This window comes from Streptomyces sp. NPDC007917 (assembly GCF_042959105.1).
Taxonomy (GTDB): domain Bacteria; phylum Actinomycetota; class Actinomycetes; order Streptomycetales; family Streptomycetaceae; genus Streptomyces.
Genome location: NZ_JBIBKK010000022.1, coordinates 22,833 through 43,933, shown reverse-complemented (window position 1 = coordinate 43,933; position 21,101 = coordinate 22,833). Strand labels below are relative to the sequence as shown.

20 protein-coding genes are annotated in these 21,101 nt (G+C 71.5%); 2 read left to right on the top strand and 18 right to left on the bottom strand.

Annotated features, from left to right (window positions below):
- Nucleotides 1-68: 68 nt before the first annotated feature.
- The 3 genes from ACFZDL_RS33630 to ACFZDL_RS33620 form a co-directional block, all read right to left on the bottom strand.
- Entirely contained in the window at nucleotides 69-731 is a 663-nt protein-coding gene (locus ACFZDL_RS33630) for a vitamin K epoxide reductase family protein (protein ID WP_353591510.1), read from the bottom strand.
- A 302-nt stretch (nucleotides 732-1,033) separates the two neighbouring features.
- Nucleotides 1,034-2,296, bottom strand: coding sequence for a histidine--tRNA ligase (gene hisS, locus ACFZDL_RS33625; RefSeq protein WP_353591511.1), 1,263 nt, complete (start codon nucleotides 2,294-2,296; stop codon nucleotides 1,034-1,036).
- Nucleotides 2,297-2,309: 13 nt separating this feature from the next.
- Nucleotides 2,310-3,026 (bottom strand): MBL fold metallo-hydrolase, encoded by a 717-nt coding sequence (locus tag ACFZDL_RS33620; RefSeq protein ID WP_353591512.1) that lies wholly within the window; start codon nucleotides 3,024-3,026, stop codon nucleotides 2,310-2,312.
- Between the two features lie 146 nt (nucleotides 3,027-3,172).
- Here ACFZDL_RS33620 and ACFZDL_RS33615 point away from each other — a divergent pair, with 146 nt between their 5' ends.
- Nucleotides 3,173-4,060 carry a peptidylprolyl isomerase gene (locus tag ACFZDL_RS33615; protein ID WP_353591513.1) on the top strand — a complete coding sequence of 296 codons (888 nt, stop codon included), beginning with the start codon at nucleotides 3,173-3,175 and terminating at the stop codon, nucleotides 4,058-4,060.
- A 208-nt stretch (nucleotides 4,061-4,268) separates the two neighbouring features.
- Nucleotides 4,269-5,498: a DUF349 domain-containing protein gene (locus tag ACFZDL_RS33610; RefSeq protein WP_353591514.1), complete on the top strand. Its 1,230-nt coding sequence runs from the start codon at nucleotides 4,269-4,271 to the stop codon at nucleotides 5,496-5,498.
- Between the two features lie 71 nt (nucleotides 5,499-5,569).
- On the opposite strand, the gene ACFZDL_RS33605 is transcribed toward ACFZDL_RS33610, so the two are convergent.
- The 15 genes from ACFZDL_RS33605 to ACFZDL_RS33535 form a co-directional block, all read right to left on the bottom strand.
- Complete coding sequence (locus tag ACFZDL_RS33605) at nucleotides 5,570-6,790, bottom strand: caspase family protein (RefSeq protein WP_353591515.1); 1,221 nt, start codon at nucleotides 6,788-6,790, stop codon at nucleotides 5,570-5,572.
- On the bottom strand, nucleotides 6,774-7,169 hold the full coding sequence (locus tag ACFZDL_RS33600) for a hypothetical protein (RefSeq protein ID WP_353591516.1): 396 nt from the start codon (nucleotides 7,167-7,169) through the stop codon (nucleotides 6,774-6,776). Before ACFZDL_RS33600 ends, ACFZDL_RS33605 begins: the two co-directional genes overlap by 17 nt.
- A complete protein-coding gene (locus ACFZDL_RS33595; protein WP_353591517.1) occupies nucleotides 7,162-8,451 on the bottom strand; it encodes a serine/threonine-protein kinase in 1,290 nt (429 codons plus the stop codon). The genes ACFZDL_RS33600 and ACFZDL_RS33595 overlap by 8 nt, the downstream gene beginning before the upstream one ends.
- Nucleotides 8,452-8,472: 21 nt before the next feature.
- On the bottom strand, nucleotides 8,473-10,977 hold the full coding sequence (locus tag ACFZDL_RS33590) for a bifunctional (p)ppGpp synthetase/guanosine-3',5'-bis(diphosphate) 3'-pyrophosphohydrolase (protein WP_353591518.1): 2,505 nt from the start codon (nucleotides 10,975-10,977) through the stop codon (nucleotides 8,473-8,475).
- Nucleotides 10,978-11,143: 166 nt separating this feature from the next.
- Nucleotides 11,144-11,734, bottom strand: coding sequence for an adenine phosphoribosyltransferase (locus ACFZDL_RS33585; protein WP_353591519.1), 591 nt, complete (start codon nucleotides 11,732-11,734; stop codon nucleotides 11,144-11,146).
- The gene (secF, locus tag ACFZDL_RS33580; protein WP_353591520.1) at nucleotides 11,731-12,867 is read right to left on the bottom strand and encodes a protein translocase subunit SecF; all 1,137 of its coding nucleotides are present in this window, start codon (nucleotides 12,865-12,867) and stop codon (nucleotides 11,731-11,733) included. The genes ACFZDL_RS33585 and secF overlap by 4 nt, the downstream gene beginning before the upstream one ends.
- A 1-nt stretch (nucleotide 12,868) precedes the next feature.
- Nucleotides 12,869-14,695, bottom strand: a complete 1,827-nt coding sequence (gene secD, locus ACFZDL_RS33575) for a protein translocase subunit SecD (RefSeq protein ID WP_353591521.1) — start codon at nucleotides 14,693-14,695, stop codon at nucleotides 12,869-12,871.
- Nucleotides 14,696-14,843: 148 nt separating this feature from the next.
- Nucleotides 14,844-15,320, bottom strand: coding sequence for a preprotein translocase subunit YajC (gene yajC, locus ACFZDL_RS33570; protein WP_353591668.1), 477 nt, complete (start codon nucleotides 15,318-15,320; stop codon nucleotides 14,844-14,846).
- A 237-nt stretch (nucleotides 15,321-15,557) separates the two neighbouring features.
- Nucleotides 15,558-16,634, bottom strand: a complete 1,077-nt coding sequence (gene ruvB, locus ACFZDL_RS33565) for a Holliday junction branch migration DNA helicase RuvB (RefSeq protein WP_353591522.1) — start codon at nucleotides 16,632-16,634, stop codon at nucleotides 15,558-15,560.
- A 94-nt stretch (nucleotides 16,635-16,728) separates the two neighbouring features.
- Nucleotides 16,729-17,343 (bottom strand): Holliday junction branch migration protein RuvA, encoded by a 615-nt coding sequence (ruvA, locus tag ACFZDL_RS33560; RefSeq protein ID WP_353591523.1) that lies wholly within the window; start codon nucleotides 17,341-17,343, stop codon nucleotides 16,729-16,731.
- On the bottom strand, nucleotides 17,340-17,873 hold the full coding sequence (gene ruvC, locus ACFZDL_RS33555; RefSeq protein ID WP_353591669.1) for a crossover junction endodeoxyribonuclease RuvC: 534 nt from the start codon (nucleotides 17,871-17,873) through the stop codon (nucleotides 17,340-17,342). Before ruvC ends, ruvA begins: the two co-directional genes overlap by 4 nt.
- 137 nt (nucleotides 17,874-18,010) lie before the next feature.
- Complete coding sequence (locus ACFZDL_RS33550) at nucleotides 18,011-18,763, bottom strand: YebC/PmpR family DNA-binding transcriptional regulator (RefSeq protein WP_353591524.1); 753 nt, start codon at nucleotides 18,761-18,763, stop codon at nucleotides 18,011-18,013.
- A gap of 62 nt (nucleotides 18,764-18,825) precedes the next feature.
- On the bottom strand, nucleotides 18,826-19,407 hold the full coding sequence (gene pdxT / locus ACFZDL_RS33545) for a pyridoxal 5'-phosphate synthase glutaminase subunit PdxT (RefSeq protein ID WP_353591525.1): 582 nt from the start codon (nucleotides 19,405-19,407) through the stop codon (nucleotides 18,826-18,828).
- A gap of 94 nt (nucleotides 19,408-19,501) precedes the next feature.
- The gene (pdxS, locus tag ACFZDL_RS33540; protein WP_353591526.1) at nucleotides 19,502-20,416 is read right to left on the bottom strand and encodes a pyridoxal 5'-phosphate synthase lyase subunit PdxS; all 915 of its coding nucleotides are present in this window, start codon (nucleotides 20,414-20,416) and stop codon (nucleotides 19,502-19,504) included.
- A 110-nt stretch (nucleotides 20,417-20,526) separates the two neighbouring features.
- Nucleotides 20,527-21,066 carry a hypothetical protein gene (locus tag ACFZDL_RS33535; RefSeq protein WP_353591527.1) on the bottom strand — a complete coding sequence of 180 codons (540 nt, stop codon included), beginning with the start codon at nucleotides 21,064-21,066 and terminating at the stop codon, nucleotides 20,527-20,529.
- Nucleotides 21,067-21,101: the final 35 nt, after the last annotated feature.

The following is a 21,101-nucleotide window of genomic DNA, read 5'->3' as shown; positions in this document are numbered from 1 at the left end:
CGCCGCCGGGCGCTGTGACGGACCGTGCCGGACCGCGCCCGTCGCCCCGCGCCCGTCGGCGAACCGCGTCAGGCCTGGCCGCCGGTCCAGAAGGTCCACCACCGGGTCAGGATCAGCATGCCGATGACGCCGACCCACAGCACCGGCACCACCCAGTGGAACTCCAGCAGTCCCCGCCGGAGCCCGTCCGGTGCGGGCAGGAACCCGTGCTTGATGTTCTTGCCGGTGACGTAGCAGAACATCACGATGGTGGCGACCCAGGCGAGGCAGCACCACAGGCACAGCGAGCCGATGACGTACAGCGACTGGTACTGCAGCCAGGTGCAGAATCCGACGCCGAAGAGGGTGCCCGCGTTGAACGTCAGCCAGTACCAGCGCGGGAAGCGGGCCCCGGCCAGCAGGGACATGCCTACGCAGATCACGATCCCGTAGGCGACCAGGCCGAGCATCGGGTTCGGGAAGCCGAAGGCCTGGGCCTGCTCGCTCTCCATGATGTTGCCGCAGGAGACGATCGGGTTGAGGCTGCAGCCGGGCGTGAACTGCGTGCCGTTGGCCTTGGCCTCGAGGATCTTGTTCTTGTCGATCGTGATGACCCACGCGGCGAGCAGCCCGAGCGCACCGGTGACCACGAGCAGCAGGGCGAAGGCGCGACCGCCCCCGACCGCGCCCCGCGCGTCATCCCTCTGCCGTGCCTCGTCGGAGTGCACCTCGTCCACCGCTGTCGTCGCCATATCGCCGTTCCGTCGTCCCACCGAGTCCATGTGTCGCCCCCGTCAGGCACGGACATTCTGCCGCATCGGGGACGTCCGGACCGCCCCTCGCCGAAATGCGGCACGGCCCCGCCCATCCTCCTCCGCCCCCTGTTCGACGGGCATAAGCCGCCTCAGCAGGGCGCGCGGAGGGCTCACTGACCGCCGCCATCGCCTTTCTTTCACAGAGTGAATCCGCGCCCGCCGAGTTGACGGCGGGCGCGGATTCTTCGGCGGATGCGTCGGCTGACTCGTCGGCAGATTCTTCGGCTGACGCCGGCGGGTCAGCCGAGGCGGGCGCGGACCGCCTCGACCAGGCCGTCCAGCGGGACCGCCGTCTGCTCACCGGACTCGAGGTCCTTGAGCTGGACGACGCCCTCCGCGAGATCCCGCTCCCCCGCGATGACCGCGAGCCGCGCCCCGCTGCGGTTCGCGGCCTTCATCGCCGCCTTCACACCCTTGCCGCCGTACGCGAAGTCGGTCGCGACCCCCGCCCGGCGCAGCCCGGTGACCGCGCCGAAGAGCACCTTGCGCGCCTCCTCGCCGAGCGGCACCGCGAACACGCTGGTGGCGGACGGCAGGTCGAGCTCGACGCCCTCGGCCTCCAGCGCCAGCACCGTACGGTCCACGCCGAGCGCCCAGCCCACCGAGGGCAGGGCCGGCCCGCCGATCATCTCCGACAGGCCGTCGTAGCGGCCGCCGCCGCCGACCGCGGACTGCGAGCCGAGGCCGTCGTGGACGAACTCGAAGGTGGTGCGGGTGTAGTAGTCCAGGCCGCGCACCAGCTTGGGGTCGTCCTCGAAGGCCACGCCCTCGGCGGTCAGCAGCTCGCGCACCTGCTCGTGGTACTGCTTGCACGCCTCGCACAGGTGGTCGCCGAGCAGCGGCGCGCCGGCCAGCTGCTTCTGCACCGCTTCGCGCTTGTCGTCCAGGACCCGCAGCGGGTTGATCTCGATCCGGCGCCGGGTGTCCTCGTCCAGCTCGAGGCCGCGCAGGAAGTCCTGCAGGGCGGCCCGGTAGGCGGGGCGGCAAGTGGCGTCGCCCAGGGAGTTCAGCAGGATCCGGAAGTTCCGCAGCCCCAGCGAGCGGTACGCGTCGTGGGCCAGGACGATCAGCTCGGCGTCGAGCGCCGGGTCCTCGGCCCCGATCGCCTCCGCGCCGACCTGCGAGAAGTGGCGGTAGCGGCCCTTCTGGGGGCGCTCGTAGCGGTAGTAGGAGCCGGAGTACCAGAGCTTGACCGGCAGGTTGCCGGCCTTGTGGAGGTTGGCCTCCAGCGCGGCGCGCAGCACGGAGGCGGTGCCCTCGGGGCGCAGCGCGAGCTGATCGCCGCCCTTGGTGGTGAGGGTGTACATCTCCTTGGTGACGATGTCGGTGGACTCGCCGACGCCGCGTGCGAAGAGCTCGACGTTCTCGAAGCCGGGCGTCTCCACATAGCCGTAGCCGGAGCGCTTGAGCGGGGCGGCGATGGCGTCGCGCACCGCGAGATAGGCCGCGGAGTCCGGCGGGATCAGGTCATAGGTGCCCCGGGGGGCCTTGAAGGTGCTCACGGAAGGTCTCTCGTCACATTCCTCGTCGCGGAGCGGGCGCCGGGGCGCCGTCTCCGAGGCCGGCGGCCACCTGCCGCAGGAACGGGTTGGTGGCGCGCTCGCGGCCGATGCTGGTCTGGGGGCCGTGGCCGGACAGCACCACGGTCGAGTCGTCGAGCGGCAGGACCACACGGGCCAGGGACTCGAGGATCTCGGCGTGGTCGCCGCCGGGCATATCGGTGCGTCCGATGGAGCCGGCGAAGAGCAGGTCGCCCGCGAAGAAGACGGACGGGATGTCCGCCCGCTCGGGCAGCCGGAAGGTCACCGACCCCTTGGTATGGCCCGGGGCGTGCGCGACGGAGAACTCGAGACCGGCCAGATCCAGCCGCGCGCCGTCGGTCAGCTCCTTGACGTCGTCCGGCTCCCCGACGGTCAGCTCGCCCAGGAGCGGCATCCCGATGGATCGTCCCAAGGCCTTCTCGGGGTCGCTCATCATGTAGCGGTCGGCCGGGTGGATCCAGGCCGGCACGTCATGGGCGCCGCAGACCGGGACCACCGAGGCGACGTGGTCGATATGGCCGTGGGTGAGGACGACGGCGACGGGCTTGAGCCGATGCTTGGCGAGTGCTTCCTCGACGCCCTGGGCCGCCCGATGGCCCGGGTCGATGATCACGCACTCCTCACCGGCGGCCGGGGCGACCAGGTAGCAGTTGGTCCCCCAGGCCCCGGCGGGGAACCCGGCAATGAGCACGATCGTCCTTAAAAGTCGTCCGGCAGAGTTGGATGTCGGCCGTTCAGAGCCTACCGGCGGCGCTCCCGCCACAGCGAACCCGTATACGGTACGGCCGAGTCATCACATACGTCAGCGACGGCATACGGCATGAGGGAGACGACCCGGTGGTCAGTAACGAGCAGCGTCGGCGGCAGCTCGCACGGGAGAAGTACCTCCGGCAGCAGCAGCGCCGGGAGGCGGCCCGGCACAAGCAGCGCCGCCGCTATGTGGTGATCGCGTCCACGCTGGCCGTGGTCCTGGCGGCGGGCGGGGTGGTGGCCACCGTGAGCGCGCTTTCCGGCGGGGACGGAGACAAGAGGAACTCCGACAAAGCAGACAAGGCCTCTGAGCCCACGATGCCCACGCCCTCCCCCACCCCCACGACCAAGGCGCCGGACCCGTGCGCCAAGGGGGCCAAGGAGGCCGGGGACAAGAAGCCGAAGACCATGTCGTGGAAGAAGGAGCCGGCGCTCACCATCGACCAGTCGGCCACGTACGCCATGAAGCTGGAGACCACCTGCGGCGACATGACCGTCACCATGGACGCGGCCAAGGCCCCGCACACCGTGAACTCCTTCAGTTTCCTGGCCGGGAAGGGGTACTTCGACCACACCAAGTGCCACCGGCTGACGCCTCAGGGGATCTTTGTGCTCCAGTGCGGTGACCCGATGGGCACCGGCATGGGCGACCCCGGCTACAGCATCCCTGACGAGAACCTGAAGGACCCGAGGATCAAGGGAAACAAGTACCCCGCCGGCACGGTCGCGATGGCCAACTCGTACGACCCGCAGACCAAGAAGGGCAAGAACAGCGGCGGCAGCCAGTTCTTCCTGGTCTACAAGGACAGCGAGCTCCCGCCGTACTACACGCCCTTCGGGACCCTCGACAAGGAGAGCATGCAGGTCCTCAAGAAGATCGCCGACGCGGGCGCGGCGGCGCCGGACCCGCAGACCGGGAACACCGCTCCGAACGCCACCGTGCTGATCAACAAGGCGACGGTCGGCAAGTCCTGACCGCCTCCGGCGCTCGTACTGCGAAATTTCGGTCGCGCAGGATACGGACAGCCGGGCCACCGTTCGCCTATGTTGGCGTTGTGCAGGGTGTCTGCCGCAGCCGGCGGACCCTGCTGCGAGGCCGGTCCGGGTGGATCCCGGCCGGAAGAAACTGTGGACGATGCCGGCGGGCCGCGCGCCCGCCCCGGCATCATGTGGAGGAGGCGCTGTGAGCAGCGAGCCTTGGGGCCGCGTCGACGAGGCGGGGACCGTGTACGTGCGTACGGCCGACGGCGAGCAGGTCGTCGGATCGTGGCAGGCGGGTTCTCCTGAAGAGGCCCTCGCCTACTTCGAGCGCAAGTACGACGGCCTGGTCGTCGAGATCGAGCTCCTCGAGCGCCGGGTGCAGACCACGGACCTGTCGGCCAAGGACGCCACCGCGGCCATCGAGCACATCCGCCATCAGGTCGACGAGCACCACGTGGTCGGCGACCTGGACGCGCTCAGGAAGCGGCTCGACAAGCTCACGAGCGATGTCGAGGCGCGCCGGGAGGAGCGCCGCGCGGCCAAGGCGGTCCAGGCCGACGAGGCCCGCCGGGCCAAGGAGGCGCTGGTCACCGAGGCCGAGGAGCTGGCCGCCAGCGAGCAGTGGCGTTCCGCCGGAGAGCGGCTGCGCGCGCTGGTCGACACCTGGAAGGGCCTGCCGCGCCTGGACCGCCGCACCGACGACGAGCTGTGGCACCGCTTCTCGCATGCCCGCTCAGCGTTCTCCAAGCGGCGCAAGGCGCACTTCGCGTCCCTGGACGCGCAGCGCGAGACGGCCCGGCAGACCAAGGAGAAGCTGGTCGCCGAGGCCGAGTCGCTGTCCGACTCCACGGACTGGGGTCCGACCGCCGCCCGGTACCGGGAGCTGATGGCGGAGTGGAAGGCGGCGGGCCGCGCCCAGCGCGAGGCGGAGGACGACCTGTGGAACCGGTTCCGCGGTGCGCAGGACGTCTTCTTCCAGGCGCGCAGCCAGGTCTTCGCCGAGCGGGACGCCGAGCAGCGGGAGAATCTGACCCGCAAGGAGGAGCTGGTCGTCGAGGCGGAGAAGCTGCTCCCGATCTCCGATCTGAAGTCGGCTCGCGCGGCCTTCCGCTCGGTCAACGAGCGGTGGGAGGCCATCGGCCATGTGCCGCGGGACGCCCGGGCGCGGATCGAGGGCCGGCTGCACGCGGTGGAGCGCGCCATTCAGGACGCCGAGGAGGCCGAGTGGCGGCGCACCAACCCTGAGGCGCGGGCGCGCGCCCAGGGGCTGACCGGCCAGCTCCAGGACGCCGTGGACAAGCTGCGCGGGCAGATCGACGCCGCGCGCGCGGCGGGCAACAACGCCAAGGCCGACAAGCTGGCCAAGGAGCTGGAGGGCCGGCAGGCGCTGCTGGACCAGGCGCTCAAGGGCCTGGAGGAGTTCGGCGGCTGACGTTTGGCACATCAGCCACCAATTGAGGAACCCCGATGGCGAGTAACCACCTCCGCGAGAGCGGCGGCGGTTTAGCCGCAAAGAGGTGCCCCCGGCAGCCGGACGTCCGGCTCGGTCACGCGGCCGTAGGGAAACGGCTCCGGTGCGCTGCGCACCGGGGCCGTTCGCCCTTTCTCGGCCAGGTCCAGGGCGTGCTTGAGCACTTCGCACGCCTGGATGTGGTTGCCGGACTCCTGCAGCAGATCGGCGAGTCTGCGGCAGACGAGGACCGCTTCGGGGCCGAAGCTGCGGTGCGTCTGGTGGAACGCCTGCTCCAGTACCTCGATCGCCTCCCGGGTCTGTCCCGTGTCGGCGAGCAGTTCCGAGAGCTCCAGCTGCACCGCGAAGGTGCTGTCCTCCCCCTGCGGCGTACGCTCCCGCAGCGCCAGCCGCAGCACGGGCAGCGCGTCGCGGTGCCGGCCCACGGCGCGCAGCCTGCGGGCCAGGCCGAGGCCGGCGGAGACCATGGCCGCGCGCACATCGGAGTCCATCACGGGCCCCGCCGGGGAGCGCACCGTGTCACGGGCCCGGTTGCGGACGAGCGGGAGCCGCCCGATGTGGTTCTCCTGGCAGCGCTGGGGCAGTGGCCGGTTCTTCGCCCCGAGCCGCTGGTGGAGCGCCCCGTAGAGGGTGTCGAGATCGATCAGCTCGGGTCCGCGGCTGATGCCGAGCCGCAGAATGTCCAGCAGTTCCCCGGTGAAGGCGGTGTGCGGCTCGCCGTCGGGCGCCAGCGCCACGCGGTCGCGGGGCGAGGCGGTGAGCACATACGCGCCGTCGACCGCCACATGGGCCGGGAGGGCGTTGTCGCCGCCGCCGAGGGTGCGGGCGGCGCGGCCGCTGAAGCAGCAGTCGAGGATCAGCACCCGGCGGCGGGCGGTGGAGGCCCGGATGGCCGCGCGCAGGTGCTCGTAGGCCACCGCCGTGTAGCCCGTGTTGTCGCGGGAGCCGCTGAGCGCGAGGAAGAGGTCCGCCGAGTCGCTGTCGCGCAGGCCGTGGCCCGAGAAGTACACGAGCAGGGTGTCCGTGGCCTCCTGCCCGGCCCGGTGCACGGGGTCGAGCATCGAGGGCGCGTCCTGGGGGTCGGCCACCACCGTGCGGTGCTCCCCGGGGAGGCCCCACAGCATGGGGTCGCCGAGCGCTTCGGCGAGATCGCGGAGGTTCGCGGCGACGGCCGGGAGCTGTTCCAGGTGCTCGTACGCGGAGGTGCCGATGAGCACGGCTCTGGACGCGGCCGGGTCAGGCAGCTGAGTCATCGCCCCCGGTCCCCCCGCCGGTCTCGGGCGCCTCAAGCAGCGCGACGATCCGGCGCACGGTGTCCTCGTCGGCGGCCGCCTCCGGCGGGATGTCCACCTCGATGTCGCCGCGGCGCAGGGTGAGCGCGGGCCGGGTGCGCCGGGCGTCGCGCCACTGGAGGACGGAGACGGCGAGGGCCGCGCTGGACAGGCCGGTGCCGAGCACGAGCTGCAGCACGTCGAAGCCGGTGCCCATGTGGCCGGGCACGGCCGGCCCCGCGCCACCCATCCGGCCGCCCACCCGCCGCTCCAGCGACTCGTCCTCGCGCAGCCAGCGGAGCAGCGACCGGAGTTCGGTTTCCTGGTCGGCGCCGTCGGCCGACACTCTCAGCTCAGCCACGTCTGTCGTCCCTCCCCGTTTCGATGTGGGTGCTCACCTGCGCGAAAAGCGCCAGCGCCGCCCCGCCGGCGCCCAGCCGCGCCAGACACACCGCCTGCCAGTACTGGCTCGTCAGGGTGGTGGGGTGGTCGTCGCCCAGCGCCCGGGAGCACACCTTGGTCACGGCGGTGAGCATGCGCACCGCCTCCTGGAGTTCGCCCCGCTGGACGAGATTGACCGCCTCGCGCAGCCGGGACACCGCGTTCTCCGCCGTCATGCTGGCCATGACCACCTGCCGGGTGGCATCGCTGAGCGACAGGGGCGCCGCATGGCCCGGGACCCCGGTGGCCTCCGGCCCCAGCCGCTCGGCGAGCGAGGGTTCGACGTCCAAGGACGCGGAGGCCAACGTCTGGTCGGCCATGGCGAGCGCCTGCTCGCGCACACAGCGCTGGACCAGGTCGACCACGCGCGCCTCCATCTCGGAGGAGGCCGCGAGGGTGGCCTGGAGCCCCGCGGCGTCCTCGGGGCGCGTCCGCGGATCCCAGGCGCAGAGGATGTCGACGAGGTAGGCCAGCCGGTCGGGGATCCCGCGGCGGCCGTACAGCTGCGGCACACCGTGGTCGAGGGCCCGCTCCACGACCGCCCCGATGTCCTCCACCGGGCCGAGCGGCGGCTCGCCGGTGAGCATCAGGTACAGGCACAGGCCCAGGCCGTAGAGGTCCGACCGGGGTGTGGTCCGCTCGCCCCGCATGGCCTCGGGCGCCATGTACTGCGGGGTGCCGACCAGCCCGCCGGCCCGGGTGATGCCCGCCCCCTCCATCAGCCTGGCCAGCCCGAAGTCCTGAAGGACCACGCGCCCCGACAGGGTGATGCGTACGTTCGACGGTTTGACGTCGCGGTGGAGCACGCCCGCCGTGTGGGCCGCGGCCAGCGCGGCGCTCATCCCCGAGGCGATCCAGCGGGCCACGTCCGGCTCCAGCGGCCCGCACACGTCCACCAGCCGCTGGAGCTCCACGCCCTCCAGCAGCTCCATGACCAGATAGGGCCCGCTGTCATGGCGGCCGGTGTCGTACACGGCCACCACATTGGGGTGGCTGATCCGGGCCAGGGCCTGGGCCTCCAGGTGGAAGCGCTCCAGCCGCTCGTCCCCGTCCGGCCCCTCCGCCGCGGCCGACGGCAGGACCTTGACCGCCACCCGGCGGTCCAGCGTCGAGTCCAGCGCCTCGTAGACCACGCCCATCCCGCCGAGGCCGATCCTCCGTAACAGCCGGTAACGGCCGCCCAGCAGATCCCGGTCCGTCATCCCGCCCCCGTCCCGCCCGGCTCAGCGCTGGCGCGCCGAGGTCACCCGGTACACGTCGTAGACGCCCTCGACGCCCCGTACGGCCTTCAGGACATGGCCCAGGTGCTTGGGGTCGCCCATCTCGAAGGTGAAGCGCGAGGTGGCCACCCGGTCGCGGGAGGTCTGCACGGCGGCGGACAGGATGTTGACGTGCTGGTCGGACAGGACGCGCGTGACATCGGACAGCAGCCGGGACCGGTCCAGGGCCTCGACCTGGATGGCGACCAGGAAGACGGAGGACTGGGTGGGCGCCCACTCGACGTCGAGCATCCGCTCCGGCTGCTGGGAGAGCGAGTCGACGTTGACGCAGTCGGCCCGGTGGACGGAGACGCCGCTGCCGCGGGTGACGAAGCCGATGATGGGGTCGCCGGGGACGGGCGTACAGCAGCGGGCCAGCTTGACCCATACGTCCTCGACGCCCTTGACCACGACGCCCGGGTCGGCGCTGGAGCGGCGCTTGCCGCGGCCGCGGATCGGCGGCGCGGTCTCGGCGATGTCCTCGTTGGCCGCCTCCTCGCCGCCGAGGGCCTGCACCAGCTTGCCGACGACGTTCTGCGCGGAGACATGGCCCTCGCCGATGGCCGCGTACAGCGAGGAGATGTCGGGGTAGCGCATCTCATGGGCCAGGGTGACCAGCGAGTCGCCGGTCAGGATCCGCTGGATCGGCAGGTTCTGCTTGCGCATGGCCCGCACGATGGCGTCCTTGCCCTGTTCGATGGCCTCGTCGCGGCGCTCCTTGGAGAACCAGGCGCGGATCTTGTTGCGGGCGCGCGGGGACTTGACGAAGCCCAGCCAGTCCCGGGACGGCCCGGCCCCGGGCGCCTTGGAGGTGAAGACCTCCACCAGGTCGCCGTTGTCGAGGGTCGACTCGAGCGGCACGAGCCGCCCGTTGACCCGGGCCCCTATGGTGCGGTGGCCGACCTCGGTGTGCACGGCGTACGCGAAGTCCACCGGGGTGGCCCCGGCCGGCAGCGCTATGACATCGCCCTTGGGCGTGAAGACGAAGACCTCGTTGCGGGACAGGTCGAAGCGCAGCGACTCCAGGAACTCGCCCGGGTCCTCGGTCTCCTTCTGCCAGTCCAGCAGCTGCCGCAGCCACGCCATGTCGTTGACGGCGTCGTCCTTGCCGGGCTTGCGGGGCACGTCGGTGCGCACCTTGGAGGCGCCGGCGACGGCCTCCTGCTTGTACTTCCAGTGGGCGGCGATGCCGTACTCGGCGCGGCGGTGCATGTCGAAGGTGCGGATCTGCAGCTCGACCGGCTTGCCGCTGGGCCCGATGACCGTCGTGTGCAGCGACTGGTACATGTTGAACTTGGGCATCGCGATGTAGTCCTTGAACCGCCCGGGCACCGGGTTCCACCGCGCGTGGATGGTCCCGAGCGCCGCGTAGCAGTCGCGGACGGTGTCGACGAGCACCCGGATGCCCACCAGGTCGTAGATCTCGGCGAAGTCGCGGCCGCGCACGATCATCTTCTGGTAGACGGAGTAGTAGTGCTTCGGGCGGCCGGTGACGGTCGCCTTGATGCGGGCCGCGCGCAGATCGCCCTGGACCTGGTCGGTGACGATGGCGAGGTATTCGTCCCGCTTGGGGGCCCGCTCGGCGACCAGCCGCACGATTTCGTCGTACATCTTGGGGTAGAGGATCGCGAAGGCGAGGTCCTCCAGCTCCCACTTGATCGTGTTCATGCCCAGGCGATGGGCGAGCGGGGCGTAGATCTCCAGCGTCTCGCGGGCCTTCTTCTCCTGCTTCTCCCGCTTGAGGTAGCGCATGGTGCGCATGTTGTGCAGCCGGTCGGCGAGCTTGATGACCAGGACGCGCGGGTCCTTGGCCATGGCGACGACCATCTTGCGCACGGTCTCGGCCTGCGCCGCCTCGCCGAACTTGACCTTGTCCAGCTTGGTGACGCCGTCCACGAGCAGGGCGACCTGATCGCCGAAGTCGCGGCGCAGGGTGTCCAGGCCGTACTCGGTGTCCTCGACGGTGTCATGCAGCAGACCGGCCATCAGCGTGGCCGGATCCATACCCAGCTCGGCCAGGATCGTGGTCACCGCGAGGGGATGGGTGATGTACGGATCGCCGCTCTTGCGCTTCTGACCGCGGTGCCAGCGCTCCGCGACCTGGTACGCGCGCTCGATCTGGCGCAGGGTCGAGGCGTCGGCCTTGGGATCGTTGCCACGCACGATGCGCAGCAGCGGCTCCAGGACGGGGTTGTACGGGCTGGAGCGCTGCACGCCGAGGCGGGCGAGCCGGGCGCGGACCCGGTTGGAGGAGCCTCCCCTGGGGGCGGGGCTCTGCAGGGGGCGGGGGGCCGGCGCGGGCGGTCGTGAGCTGCTCGTACGCTCCGCCGGGGGGCGCGGGGCGGAGGGCTCCGGCCGCGGGGGCGTCTCGCCGCTGTTCTTGGGCACCTCGGGGGCCGCCGTGGACTTGGCAACGGCGGTCGGCTCTGCCGGTTGCGCGGCGGAGAGCGGCTGGGCCTCGTCTGGCAAGAGCACTCCTCAGGCGGTCCGGTCCTCAAAGAGGCCAGGATGCCATGGTATCGATCCCGCCACTCCACTTGCCTCCCGGCCGCCTCGTCGCCCGGGTCGGCCCCGGCACGCGTGAGGGTGGGGAGCCAGGTGATCCGGCTTCCCCACCCTCGGGTGATGGCACGGCTCAGACCGTGATCAGGGCCTCCAGTGGCGCGCTGTGGAGCGTCGGCAGGAGGCGGCCACGGCCGTCGAGGAAGCCGAGCTCCAGCAGCACCGCGACCCCGGCGACCTCGGCGCCGGCCCGGCGGATGAGCCGCAGCGAGGCCTCGGCGGTGCCGCCGGTGGCGAGCACGTCGTCGATCACCAGGACGCGGTCGCCGGGCTCCAGCGCGTCGGCGTGGATCTCGATCTCGGCGGTGCCGTACTCCAGCTCGTACGCCTGGCCCAGGGTCGCTCCGGGGAGCTTGCCCGCCTTGCGCACGGGGACGAAGCCGATCCCGGCGCGCACGGCGGCCGGGGCGGCCAGGATGAAGCCGCGCGCCTCAAGGCCCACCACCTTGGTGGCGCCGTGCTTGGCGCACAGCTCGGCCAGCGCGTGGGTCAGCGCGCCGAAGGCGGTGGCGTCGGCCAGCAGCGGGGTGATGTCCTTGAACATCACCCCCGGCTTCGGATAGTCCGGCACATCCAGGATCCGGCTGAGCAGCAGCCCGCGCAGCTCCTCGCCGTCGAGTCCGCCGAGCCCGTCGGTCGCGGGGTCGGCCGTCCCGGCGCTCATCGGCGCTTCCCCGACGGTCGGCCGCGGCCCCGGCCGCGCGAGGCCGGCTGGCGGCGCTGGCCCGCGCCCGCGGCCGCGGGGGTGGGCTGGTCGCCGTCCTCGGCGCGCGGCTGCGGGGTGACGTCCTGCGGCTGCTGCTCGGCGCCGGTGTCGGCCTTGGCCGCGGCAGAGGCGCGCTTGGCGCGCACCCGCTTGGCCAGGGCCTTCATCTGCGGGTCGCGCTCCTTGAGGTCGGCCACCAGCGGGGTGGCGATGAAGATCGAGGAGTACGCACCGGCCGCGAGGCCGACGAACAGGGCCAGCGAGATGTCGTTGAGCATGCCCGCGCCCAGCGCCCCGCCACCGATGAACAGCAGCGCGCCGACCGGCAGCAGCGCCACGACCGTGGTGTTGATGGAGCGCACCAGGGTCGAGTTGAGGCTGCGGTTGGCGATCTCGCTGTAGGTGAAGCGGGTCTGCTTGGTGAGGTCCTTCGACGCTTCCTTGAGACCGTCGAAGACGACGACGGTGTCATAGAGCGAATAACCGAGGATGGTCAGCAGACCGATCACGGTGCCCGGGGTGACCTCGAAGCCGACCAGCGCGTACACCCCGACCGTGATGGTGAGGTCGTGGATGAGCGCGATCAGTGCGGCGAGCGCCATGCGCCACTCGAAGGCGATGGCGAGATAGATCACCACCAGGACCATGAAGATCGCCAGACCCTTCCAGGCCTTGCTGGCGATCTCCTCACCCCAGCTGGGGCCGACCAGCTGGGTGTCGATCTTGTCGGTCTTGACGTGCAGCTCCTGGGCCAGCTTCTCCTGGACCGGCAGGGCCTCCTTGGTGCCCAGCTCGCTGATCTGAATCCGCAGCCCGCCACGGCCGAGCTCCTGGACGACCGCGGTGTGCCCGCCGGCCGCCGACTCCGCCACCTCACGCGCCTGGGAGGCCGAGACGCTGGTCTTGGGGGTGGTGAAGACCGCTCCGCCGGAGAACTCGATGCCCATGTTGAGCCCGCGCACCGCCAGGCCCACGATCGCCGTGATGGTGATCAGTATCGAGATGCCGTACCAGATCTTCCGCTTGCCGACGAAGTCGTAGCCGACCTCGCCTCGGTAGAGCTTGGCGCCGAGAGTGCCGAGTCGCGACATCTCACGCCTCCTTCGGGTCGGCGGGGGCGGGGGCGGTGGTGCGGCGGCCGCGGCGCAGCGGCGGCTTGGCGCCCAGGCGCTGCGGGTCCAGGCCGGACCACGGGTGACCGCTCGCGAAGAACTTGCGCCGGGCGAGGATCGTCATCAGCGGCTTGGTGAACAGGAACACCACCACGATGTCCAGCAGCGTGGTGAGGCCCAGCGTGAAGGCGAAGCCCTGCACCTTGCCGACCGTCACGGTGTAGAGCACCGCGGCCGCGAGGAACGACACGAAGTCGGACACCAGGATGGTGCGCCGGGCACGTGGCCAGCCGCGCTCGACGGCCGGGCGCAGCGTGCGGCCCTCGCGGATCTCGTCCCTTATGCGCTCGAAGTAGACGATGAAGGAGTCGGCCGTGATACCGATGGCGACGATCGCGCCACAGACGGCCGGCAGGTTCAGCGCGAAGCCGATGCCCGGGCCGAGCAGCACCATGATCGTGTACGTCAGGGCCGCGGAGACCCCGAGGCTGGCGATGGCCACGAGGGCCAGGCCGCGGTAGTACACCACCAGGTAGAGCACCACGAGCGCGAGGCCGATGGCGCCGGCGATCAGACCGGCCTCCAGCTGCTCGCCGCCGAGCGCGGCGGAGACGGTGGTCTCGTCCGCGATGTCGAAGGACAGCGGCAGGGCACCGTAGGACAGGACGTTGGCCAGCTCCGAGGTGTTCTTCTGGTCGAAGTCCGGGCCGGAGATCTGGGCCCGGCCACCGGTGATGGACTCGTCGACCCGGGGGTCGGAGTAGACCTCACCGTCCAGGACGATCGCGAACTGGTTCTGCGGCGGCTGCTGCTTGGCCAGCTCGCCGGTCACCTTGGCCCACTTCTTGCCGCCCTTGTCGGTGAAGTTGAGCTCGACGATCCAGCCCCCGCCGCCCTGGCTGTCGTAGACGGAGGCGGCGTCCTTGACGTCGGTGCCCTCCACCTGGGACGGGCCGAGGATGAACTTGCGCGAGCCGTCCCGGTCACAGGCGACGACGGAGTCGCTCGGCTTGGCGCCGGCGGCCTTCTCCCGGGCCTTGGCCCGGTCCGCCGGGGTGGTGCACTCCAGGTCCGCGAGTTGCTTGGTCAGATCGTCGGCCTTGGAGGAGTCGCCCTTGGAGGTCTTCGTCGCGTTGGGGGTCTCCGGCGCCTTGGGGCTCTTGGAAGCGCCCGGGCTCTCCGACGCGCTCGGCGTCTTGTCGGCCTTCAGGCCCTCGGAGACGGCCCGCCCCTGGCTGCTGCTGGAGGCGCCGGATGCGCTCGGGGTACCAGTCGCGCTCGAGGTGGCCGTGGCGGTCGGGGTGGACGACGGCTTGCCCTTGTCGTCCTTGCCCTTGTCGTTCTTGCCCGTGCCGGTCGCGGTCGGCGTGGGGCTGGGGGTGGGCTTGGTCTTCTTGCCGTCGGTGTAGGTCACCACCGGGCGGAAGTAGAGCTGGGCGGTGGTGCCGACCTGCGTACGGGCCTGTTTCGCGTTCATCCCCTTGGGGATGTTCACGATGATGTGCTTGTCGCCCTGCGTCTGGACCTCGGCCTCGGACACACCCAGACCGTTGACCCGCCGCTCGATGATGTTGACGGCGGTGTTCATGTTGTCCGAGTTGATCGCGTTGGGCTTGCCCGGCTGGTTCTTGGCCTCCAGCGTGAAGCTGGTGCCTCCCGCCAGGTCGATGCCCAGCCGTGGCTTGGTATGACCGGAGATGAACATCCCCGCGGTGAGCGCCACGATGGCGACCAGGATCGCGGCCAGGGCGCGCCCGGGCCTGCCCTGTGACCCGGAGGACCTGCGGCCCTTCTTCGGTGCTGCCACCTTCTCGTAATCTCCCTGTCCAACCGCCCGGTATCGGGTGTGCGCCGGGCGGCCACGAAGTCTTGTGGGACGGACCCCCGCCGGAGCCTAGACCGTCGGGGAACCGCGGCGCGCCGAGCGGTGGCGCGCCGCGGCTCCCAAAGCGGTGCTACTTGGCGTCGGCGTCGCCGTCCCGCTTGTCCTCCTTCGGCGCGTCGGCAGCGGCCGACGGCTTGCTGAGGTCGGTCTTCTTGCCCTCGTCCGCCGCCTCGGCGTCGGCCGTCTCACCCTCGGCCGTCTCACCCTCGGCCTCGGTGAGCGAGGAGGCGTCGTCGGGGACGACAGGGGCGTCGTCGACAGCGTCGTCAGGGTCGATCCCGTGGACGATCCGGTTGTACTCGGCGTCGTCGAGGACGGCTCCCACCGCGTTCTTCGCGTAGAAGGCGTGCACGCCGGGAGCGACCTCGAGGAGGACCGTGTCGTCGTGGACCTCCTTGACCGTGGCGTACATGCCGCCGATGGTCCGCACGCCGGTGCCCGGGCCCATCTGGTCACGCATCTGTGCGGCCTGGCGCTGCTTGTTCTTGGCCGACCGGGTCATCAGGAACATGGCCCCGATGAGCACGATGAACGGCAGGAGAGTCATATACACGGGACGGAGATTCCTTCACACGACCGCGGGGACGCGGCCTGGACTATGGGGTGGTCATGCCGCACCGGTCACGGACGGCATACGAACGGCATCGGCGGAGTCTAAGCGAGCCCGCGCCTATGGAACAACGCCCGGCACGGCATGTGGGTTCCTGACCCGACCATAATCGGCTATCAGCCGTCTCAGGCCGCTCAGCTCCGTCTCCAGCCTCCTTGAGCCCCTCAACCCTTCTCAGCCCTCGAATAGTCCCTGCTGGGCCGCGCCGCCCTGCTGCGGCGGGGTCAGGCCCAGGTGGGTCCAGGCCGCGGGGGTGGCGACCCGGCCCCTGGGCGTACGCGCCAGCAGCCCCTCGCGGACCAGGAAGGGCTCGGCGACCTCCTCGACCGTCTCCCGCTCCTCCCCCACCGCGACCGCCAGGGTCGACAGCCCGACCGGGCCACCGCCGAACAGCTTGAGCAGGGCGGTCAGCACCGCGCGGTCCAGCCGGTCCAGGCCGCGCCGGTCCACGTCGTACACATCCAGGGCGCGGTGCGCGATCTCGCGGTTGATCACCCCGTCCGCCTTGACCTGGGCGTAGTCCCGCACCCGGCGCAGCAGGCGGTTGGCGATGCGCGGGGTGCCGCGGGAGCGCCCGGCGATCTCGCCCGCACCCTCGGGCTCGATCGCGACGTCCAGCAGCCCGGCGGAGCGGTGGATGACGCGCTCCAGCTCGGCCGGGGCGTAGAACTCCATATGTCCGGTGAAGCCGAAGCGGTCGCGCAGGGGGGGCGGCAGCAGTCCGGCCCGGGTGGTGGCGCCGACCAGAGTGAACGGCGGCAGCTCCAGGGGGATGGCGGTGGCGCCGGGGCCCTTGCCGACGATCACATCGACGCGGAAGTCCTCCATCGCCATGTACAGCATCTCCTCGGCGGGCCGTGACATGCGGTGGATCTCGTCGAGGAACAGCACCTCCCCCTCGGCGAGCGAGGACAGGATCGCGGCCAGGTCGCCGGCGTGCTGGATGGCGGGGCCCGAGGTGATCCGGATGGGGGCGCCCATCTCGGCGGCGATGATCATCGACAGGGTGGTCTTGCCGAGGCCGGGCGCGCCGGACAGCAGCACATGATCGGCCGTCCCACCGCGCTGCCGGGCCGCCTTGAGGACCAGGTCCAGCTGCTCGCGGACCCGCTCCTGGCCGACGAACTCGCCCAGGTCCTTGGGGCGCAGCGCGGCCTCGACCGCCTGGTCCTCGCCGTCGGCGTCGGCGCCCACCAGCCGGCCGGTGCGGGCGTCGTCGGCGGTGGCCGGTGCGGTCTCGTCCCAGTTCACGAAAGTCTCGCCTCGCGATGTCGTATCGGGCAGTGCGGCCGGGCGCACGGGGCGGTCGCCGGGCCCGGGTCAGGGTCTGCAGGGCGGCCCGTGGTCAGCGGGCCCGGTTCAGGGTCTGCAGGGCGGCCCGCAGCAGCTGCGCCACCTGCGGGGAGCCGCCCGCGGCCACGGCGGCCTCGGCCTGCGGGGTGACGGCCGCGACCGCGTCCTCGGCCTCCCTCGGCGCGTATCCGAGGCCGACGAGCGCGGTGTGCAGCTGATCGCTCCAGCCCGGGGCGGCGGCGGCCACCCGGCCGGGGCGGCCCACCGGCTCGCCGAGCCGGTCCTTCAGCTCGAGCAGCAGCCGCTGCGCCCCCTTCTTGCCGATGCCGGGGACCGCGGTCAGCGCCTTCTCGTCGCCGGTGGCGACGGCGAGCCGCAGCGCGTCGGGCGAGTGGACGGCCAGCATGGCCTGGGCGAGCCTGGGGCCGACGCCGCTCGCGGTCTGCAGCAGCTCGAAGACCTGGCGCTCGTCGTCGTCCGCGAAGCCGTAGAGGGTGAGCGAGTCCTCACGGACCACGAGGGAGGTGGCCAGCCGGGCGGGCTGGCCGACACGCAGCCCGGACAGCGTGTTGGGAGTGCACTGGACGGCCATGCCGACCCCGCCGACCTCGACGACGGCGGTGTCCGGGCCGACGGCCGCGACCGGGCCGGAGACGAACGCGATCATGAAATACGGCCTTTCGTGGTGCGGTGGGCGGCGACGGCCTGCTGGAGCCGGTTCATCGCGGGCGCCCGCCAGATGTGGCAGATGGCGAGCGCCAGCGCGTCGGCCGCGTCGGCGGGTTTCGGTGGGGCGTCGAGCCGCAGCAGCCGGGTGACCATCGAGCCGACCTGCGCCTTGTCGGCGCGCCCTGACCCGGTCACGGCCGCCTTGACCTCGCTCGGCGTGTGGAGCGCGACCGGCAGCCCACGCCGCGCGGCGCAGAGCATCGCGACCGCGCTCGCCTGGGCGGTGCCCATGACGGTCTGCACATTGTGCTGGCTGAACACCCGCTCCACCGCCACGACTTCGGGCCGGTGGGCCTCCAGCCACTCCTCGAGGCCGCGCTCGACCTCGACGAGGCGGTCGCCGATCGGGGCGTCCGCCGGAGTCCGTATGACGCCGACCCCGAGCATGCGCAGCGGCCGGCCCGCGACCCCGTCGACCACGCCGACACCGCACCGGGTCAGCCCCGGGTCCACGCCCAGCACCCGCACCGCGCCCCTCCCCATCGCCGCTGTACCGGCCTTCTCCCGGCCTTCGATCACCTGCTCGGCAGACTAGCGGGAGCCACCGACAACGACGGGCCGGTGGGGTGTGTGTCCCCGCCGGCCCGTGTGCCGCTGATGCTGCCTCAGGCGTCCACCTTGGCCATGACCTCGTCGGAGACGTCGAAGTTGGCGAAGACGTTCTGCACGTCGTCGCTGTCCTCCAGCGCGTCGATCAGCTTGAAGATCTTCCGCGCCGCCTCCTCCTCCAGCTGGACCTGCATGGTGGGGACGAAGTTGGCCTCGGCCGAGTCGTAGTCGATGCCCTCCTTCTGGAGCGCGGTGCGGACCGCGACCAGGTCGGTGGCCTCGCTGATCACCTCGAAGGACTCGCCGAGGTCGTTGACCTCCTCGGCGCCCGCGTCCAGCACCGCGCCCAGCACGTCGTCCTCGGTCAGCTCACCCTTGGGGACGATCACCACGCCCTTGCGGTTGAACAGGTACGAGACCGACCCCGGGTCCGCCATGGACCCGCCGTTGCGCGTCATGGCGACGCGCACGTCGGACGCGGCGCGGTTGCGGTTGTCGGTCAGGCACTCGATGAGCACCGCGACGCCGTTCGGCCCGTAGCCCTCGTACATGATCGTCTCGTAGTCGGCGCCACCCGCCTCGAGCCCCGCACCGCGCTTGACCGCGCTGTCGATGTTCTTGTTCGGCACCGACTGCTTCTTCGCCTTCTGGATGGCGTCGAAGAGGGTGGGGTTGCCGTCGGGGTCCGCGCCGCCGGTGCGGGCCGCGACCTCGATGTTCTTGATGAGCTTGGCGAAGAGCTTGCCGCGCTTGGCGTCGATCACGGCCTTCTTGTGCTTCGTCGTAGCCCATTTAGAGTGGCCGGACATCCGCCTGTCTCCTTCGCTTAACCCATTGCTGTACGAACGCCTGAGATCCTACCGGGACGGCGTCATCCAGCCGACCGCACCATTTCCACGAACAGCGCGTGTACCCGGTGATCGCCGGTCAGTTCGGGGTGGAACGACGTCGCGAGCACGTTGCCCTGCCGGACGGCGACGGCATGGTCCCCGTACGTCGCGAGCACCTCGACCCCCGCGCCCACGGACTCGACCCACGGCGCCCGGATGAAGACGCCCTCGACCGGGCCGCCCTCGACGCCCGCGACGTCGATCGCGGCCTCGAAGGACTCGTTCTGGCGGCCGAAGGCGTTGCGGCGGACGGTCATGTCGATGCCGCCGAAGGTCTCCTGGTCGTCCCGGCCGTCGAGGATCTTGTCCGCGACCATGATCATGCCCGCGCAGGTGCCGTACACCGGCATCCCGGCGCGCACCCGCTGCCGCAGCGGCTCCAGCACCCCGAAGACAACGGCGAGCTTGGACATGGTGGTGGACTCCCCGCCGGGGATCACCAGGCCTTCGACCTCGGCGAGCTCTTCGGCCCGGCGGACCGGCCGGGCCTCGGCGCCGGCCGCGGCGAGCGCGGCGAGGTGTTCGCGGACATCGCCCTGAAGGGCGAGCACTCCGATGGACATGGGACCTCTCGGGACGGAGCGGGAAAGAGGCAGGCGGACGGCCCGTGCGGGCCGTCCACCGGCAAGCGGTCGGTTGGGGTTGCCGGCCGGTCCGTTACCAGCCGCGGTTGGCGTAGCGCTCGCCCTCGGGCAGGGTGTCGCAGTTGATGCCGACCATGGCCTCGCCCAGGTTGCGGGAGACGTCCGCGATGACCTTGGGGTCGTCGTAGAAGGTGGTGGCCTTCACGATCGCGGCGGCGCGCTTGGCCGGGTCGCCGGACTTGAAGATGCCGGACCCGACGAAGACGCCCTCGGCGCCGAGCTGGCGCATCAGCGCGGCGTCGGCCGGGGTGGCCACACCGCCGGCGGAGAACAGCACGACCGGCAGCTTGCCGAGCTCGGCGACCTCGGCGACCAGCTCGTACGGGGCGCGCAGCTCCTTGGCCGCGGCGTACAGCTCGTGGTTGTCCAGGCCCTTCAGCCGGGCGATCTCGCCCTTGATCTGGCGCAGGTGGCGGACCGCCTCCACGACGTTGCCGGTGCCGGCCTCGCCCTTCGAACGGATCATGGCCGCGCCCTCGGCGATACGGCGCAGCGCCTCGCCCAGGTTGGTGGCGCCACAGACGAACGGTGTGGTGAAGGACCACTTGTCGCTGTGGTTGACCTCGTCGGCGGGGGTGAGGACCTCGGACTCGTCGATGTAGTCCACGCCGAGGGCCTGCAGCACCTGCGCCTCGACGAAGTGCCCGATCCGGGACTTGGCCATCACCGGGATGGAGACCGCGTTGATGATCCCCTCGATCATGTCCGGGTCGGACATGCGGGCCACGCCGCCGTCCTTGCGGATGTCGGCCGGGACGCGCTCGAGGGCCATGACCGCGACGGCGCCCGCGTCCTCAGCGATCTTCGCTTCCTCGGGCGTGACGACGTCCATGATCACGCCGCCCTTGAGCTGCTCGGCCATGCCGCGCTTGACGCGCGCGGTGCCGGTCTCCGGGGTCTGGGGCGTGCTGGCGGGCGTGATGGACACGTTTGACCTCACTCGATGATGAATGTGTGATGAGCCCATCGTAGGGCCGTTCGACAGACACAAGCCGTCCGGGTGCTCCCCGGACAAGGGCCAATCGCGGGCCGGTGGCCTCAGCCCGCCCGGGCCGCGAAGGCGGCCGGAGGCTCGTCGTCCATCTCGAAGGCCATCGGGAACGGCGCATGGCCCGCGAGCCGGAACCAGCGCACTTTGCGGTGCCGGCGCAGCGCCCGCGCCGCGCGGACCGCGTCGTTGTGGAACCTCCTGGCCATCGGCACCCGCCGCACGGCCTCCGCCAGCTCGCCCAGCGCCGCCTCGCCCCCCGGTGCCTCCCGCACCACCTCGACCTGTGCGCCCTCCGCGAACACCGCGCGCAGCGCCTGGCTCAGCTCGCTCTCGGCGACCTCGCGCTGCTCCTCCTCCGCCTGCCGCGCCGCGTGCGCGGCCTGGTACAGCACGATCGAGGACGCCGGATCCAGCACCCCGGCGGTGGCCAGCTCCTGCGCGACAGAGGCCCGGCGCAGCAGCTGCGCGTCGAGCGCCGCCCGCGCCGCGTCCAGCCGGCTGTGCAGCCGGTCCAGCCGCCCGGCGGTCCAGCTCAGATAGACGGCGACGAGGACCAGTGCGGCCGCGATCCAGATCAAAGTGGTCACGCCGCGCCAGGCTACCGCCTACGGCGCAAACCCCC

What these genes read in the sequence shown, in the direction of transcription:
- ACFZDL_RS33605 (WP_353591515.1), bottom strand. Translation starts at nt 6,790, where the DNA reads ATGACTCAGCTGCCTGACCCGGCCGCGTCCAGAGCCGTGCTCATCGGC.
- yajC (WP_353591668.1), bottom strand. Translation starts at nt 15,320, where the DNA reads ATGACTCTCCTGCCGTTCATCGTGCTCATCGGGGCCATGTTCCTGATG.
- ACFZDL_RS33630 (WP_353591510.1), bottom strand. Translation starts at nt 731, where the DNA reads ATGGCGACGACAGCGGTGGACGAGGTGCACTCCGACGAGGCACGGCAG.
- secF (WP_353591520.1), bottom strand. Translation starts at nt 12,867, where the DNA reads ATGTCGCGACTCGGCACTCTCGGCGCCAAGCTCTACCGAGGCGAGGTC.
- ACFZDL_RS33550 (WP_353591524.1), bottom strand. Translation starts at nt 18,763, where the DNA reads ATGTCCGGCCACTCTAAATGGGCTACGACGAAGCACAAGAAGGCCGTG.
- ACFZDL_RS33585 (WP_353591519.1), bottom strand. Translation starts at nt 11,734, where the DNA reads ATGAGCGCCGGGACGGCCGACCCCGCGACCGACGGGCTCGGCGGACTC.
- pdxT (WP_353591525.1), bottom strand. Translation starts at nt 19,407, where the DNA reads ATGTCCATCGGAGTGCTCGCCCTTCAGGGCGATGTCCGCGAACACCTC.
- ruvA (WP_353591523.1), bottom strand. Translation starts at nt 17,343, where the DNA reads ATGATCGCGTTCGTCTCCGGCCCGGTCGCGGCCGTCGGCCCGGACACC.
- ACFZDL_RS33595 (WP_353591517.1), bottom strand. Translation starts at nt 8,451, where the DNA reads ATGACGGACCGGGATCTGCTGGGCGGCCGTTACCGGCTGTTACGGAGG.